The organism is Albidovulum sp., assembly GCF_049646345.1.
GTDB lineage: Bacteria > Pseudomonadota > Alphaproteobacteria > Rhodobacterales > Rhodobacteraceae > Albidovulum.
In genome coordinates this window covers 1-2,796 of sequence record NZ_JBARVQ010000139.1, presented here as the reverse complement: position 1 = coordinate 2,796, position 2,796 = coordinate 1, and the positions used below count along the sequence as shown (strand labels likewise).

General features: G+C 62.7%; 2 protein-coding genes and 1 pseudogene. 2 read left to right on the top strand and 1 reads right to left on the bottom strand.

What is annotated here, in order from left to right; translation table 11 throughout:
- Positions 1 to 432 (top strand): annotated as a pseudogene (clpA, locus tag WBB85_RS03445) (ATP-dependent Clp protease ATP-binding subunit ClpA); the annotation flags it as partial.
- A 297-nt stretch (positions 433 to 729) separates the two neighbouring features.
- Positions 730 to 1,602 carry an S-methyl-5'-thioadenosine phosphorylase gene (locus WBB85_RS03440; RefSeq protein WP_432637220.1) on the top strand — a complete coding sequence of 291 codons (873 nt, stop codon included), beginning with the start codon at positions 730 to 732 and terminating at the stop codon, positions 1,600 to 1,602.
- A 45-nt stretch (positions 1,603 to 1,647) separates the two neighbouring features.
- Here the strand turns inward: WBB85_RS03440 and WBB85_RS03435 are convergent, their stop codons facing one another.
- The gene (locus WBB85_RS03435) at positions 1,648 to 2,781 is read right to left on the bottom strand and encodes a DNA methyltransferase (protein ID WP_432637221.1); all 1,134 of its coding nucleotides are present in this window, start codon (positions 2,779 to 2,781) and stop codon (positions 1,648 to 1,650) included.
- Between the last annotated feature and the right edge of the window lie 15 nt (positions 2,782 to 2,796).

Genomic DNA, 2,796 nt, shown 5'->3' with positions numbered 1-2,796 from the left:
CGCGACCGGCGCGAGGGCGAGGATACGGCGGCGATCGAGCGCACCTTCACGCCGGAATTCCGCAACCGGCTGGATGCGGTCATCTCCTTCTCGGCCCTGCCGCGCGAGGTGATCCTGCAGGTCGTGGACAAGTTCGTCCTGCAACTCGAAGCGCAACTCATGGATCGCAACGTCCATATCGAGCTTACGCCCGAAGCCGCGAACTGGATCGCCGAGAAAGGCTATGACGACCGTATGGGCGCACGTCCCCTTGGCCGCGTGATCCAGGAACATATCAAGAAGCCGCTCGCGGAAGAACTGCTCTTCGGCAAGCTCACCAAGGGGGGCGTCGTGCATGTCCGGCTGAAGGACGACGCGCTGATGCTGGAGATCGAGGAGCCTCAGAAACCAAGGCTGTCCGGATCGAAACCACCGCTTCTGACCGCAGACTGACAAAGACACAAAGGCCCGCCATCCCGGCGGGCCTTTCGCTGTCAATCCTGTCCTGCCGGGCGCGCGCAGCCCCCGCTGAACACCGAAACGGTTTCGCGCCAGCAGACCGACACAAGAACGTTTCGGAATTCACCACAGCCCCGCAATCCGCGCTGTTTTCGTCGTGCCGGACGCATAAAGCGCTTCGGCTTTACGTCGGGATAGCTGCTATCAGATTTCGAACTTTTTCCCGTCGAATTCTGATTCAGAATAAACCCGAAACGCTATAGGCTCCCCCACACGCAAAAGGAGAATCCCATGGCAGAACCCATGATCGGCATCATCGGAGGCTCTGGCGTCTACCAGATCGAAGGGCTGGAGGACGCGCAATGGCAGACGGTCGCGACCCCTTGGGGGGCGCCGTCGGACCAGATCCTGATGGGGCAGCTCGACGGTATATCCATGGCCTTCCTGCCCCGCCACGGGCGTGGCCATGTCCATTCGCCCACGACCGTCCCCTACCGCGCCAATATCGACGCGCTGAAACGGCTCGGCGTGACCGATGTCATCGCCGTCTCGGCCTGCGGATCATTCCGCGAGGATATGGCGCCCGGCGACTTCGTCATCGTCGATCAGTATATCGACCGCACCTTCGCCCGTGAAAAGTCGTTCTTCGGCACCGGCTGTGTCGCCCATGTCAGCCTCGCCCACCCGACCTGCCCCCGCCTCTCGGCGGCCTGCGTGACGGCGGCAAAGGCCGAAGGCATCCGCGTGCACGAGGCAGGCACCTATCTGGCGATGGAGGGGCCCCAGTTCTCCACCCTCGCCGAAAGCCGCATGTACCGCGATGCCTGGGGCGCTGATGTGATCGGCATGACCGGCATGCCCGAGGCCAAGCTCGCCCGCGAGGCCGAGCTTTGTTACGCCTCGGTCGCGATGGTCACCGATTACGATTGCTGGCATCCCGACCATGACGCGGTGGACGTGGCCCAGGTGATCGCGACGCTGGGGGCCAACTCCGCCAATGCCCGCGCCCTCGTCAAACGCCTCCCAGCCCTCCTCCGCGACCGGCCCGAAACCTGCCCCCACGGCTGCGACCGCGCGCTCGACCATGCGATCATGACCGCCCCCGAAAAACGCGACCCCGACCTCACGGCCAAACTCGACGCCGTGGCCGGACGGGTGCTCTGACCGGCAGCCATCCGCATCCCCGCGCCCCGGACCTGATCCGGGGCCTCAGAGGTCGAGCTTCCCTTGCGCGCTCCGGTCCTCTTCCCGCGCGGCCTTCTTGAACGTGTCCCCCCGCGCCAAGGGAAGATGCACGGCCCGGTCGCGAAGCTTCAGCGCGTCTTCGATCGTCACGATCTGAATACGCGGCACCGGGCGGTCATCGTCCTTGTCGATATATTGCCCTGCCGCAGCAGCCTCGGCCACCATCGGCTTCGTGGGCTCGGTCAGTGTCAGGAAGACGCCGATCTCGGCCTTTTCGCGTTCGATCACGCCGCGCAGGTCGCGGATCATCGCGACCGAGACATTGTCGCCCGCCTTGACGCTGACGATGGCGCGGCTGGTCTTGCCGAAATAGATATTGCCGTCGATCCCCTTGTCGGCGCCCTTCTTGGACAGGTTTCCCGGCTGGGCGTTGATCAGCGACAGCGCCCATTTCTCGAACTCGAAATAATAATTCTTGTCGGCCCGGCCCCGGTTGGCCATGTCCCGCGCCCCGGCAAGGTCCTGCGGCACGCCGTGGGTGGTGAAGGCGACCTTCGGGAAGGCGTCGCGCAGCCGCTTTTCGATGAGGCCTATGGCGAGGTGGGTGACGTCGATGCCGATCCAAGCTCGGCCAAGCTTTTCGGCGGCATGGACCGTGGTGCCGCAGCCGCAGAACGGGTCGAGGACGACATCGCCTTCGTTCGAGGAGGCTGCGAGAATGCGTTCGAGCAGAGCCACGGGTTTTTGGGTGGGGTAGCCGAGACGCTCGACTTGATCACCTGTAGATTGGATCCCTCTAAGCATCGAAATGTCAGTCCAAATGGACTGCAATGAGACGCCTCGCGACTCATCAAGGTATCGCTTCATGTAAGGTCGCCCGGAGCCTGAGTAGACCAGCCGCCCCTCAGCGTCCATGCGCTCCATGTTCTCTTTGGAGTATGCCCAGAAGCGCCCCACAGGAGGACGGACGCCCTTCCATTCGTAACTCGTATCTCCACCACCTTTTGCCGCAGTCAAATCTGCCTTGTTGAATCGCCTACCTGTTTCCGTCTCTATGTTGCGATACCAGCTGTCTGCCGTCTTTATCGGCAATGGTTCGTACTGAGTGTTAAATAGCCACTCGGCACCCTTGGTGTAGAAAAGCAACGTGTCGTGGATACGACCAAATTGCTT

What these genes read in the sequence shown, in the direction of transcription:
- WBB85_RS03440 (WP_432637220.1), top strand. Translation starts at nt 730, where the DNA reads ATGGCAGAACCCATGATCGGCATCATCGGAGGCTCTGGCGTCTACCAG.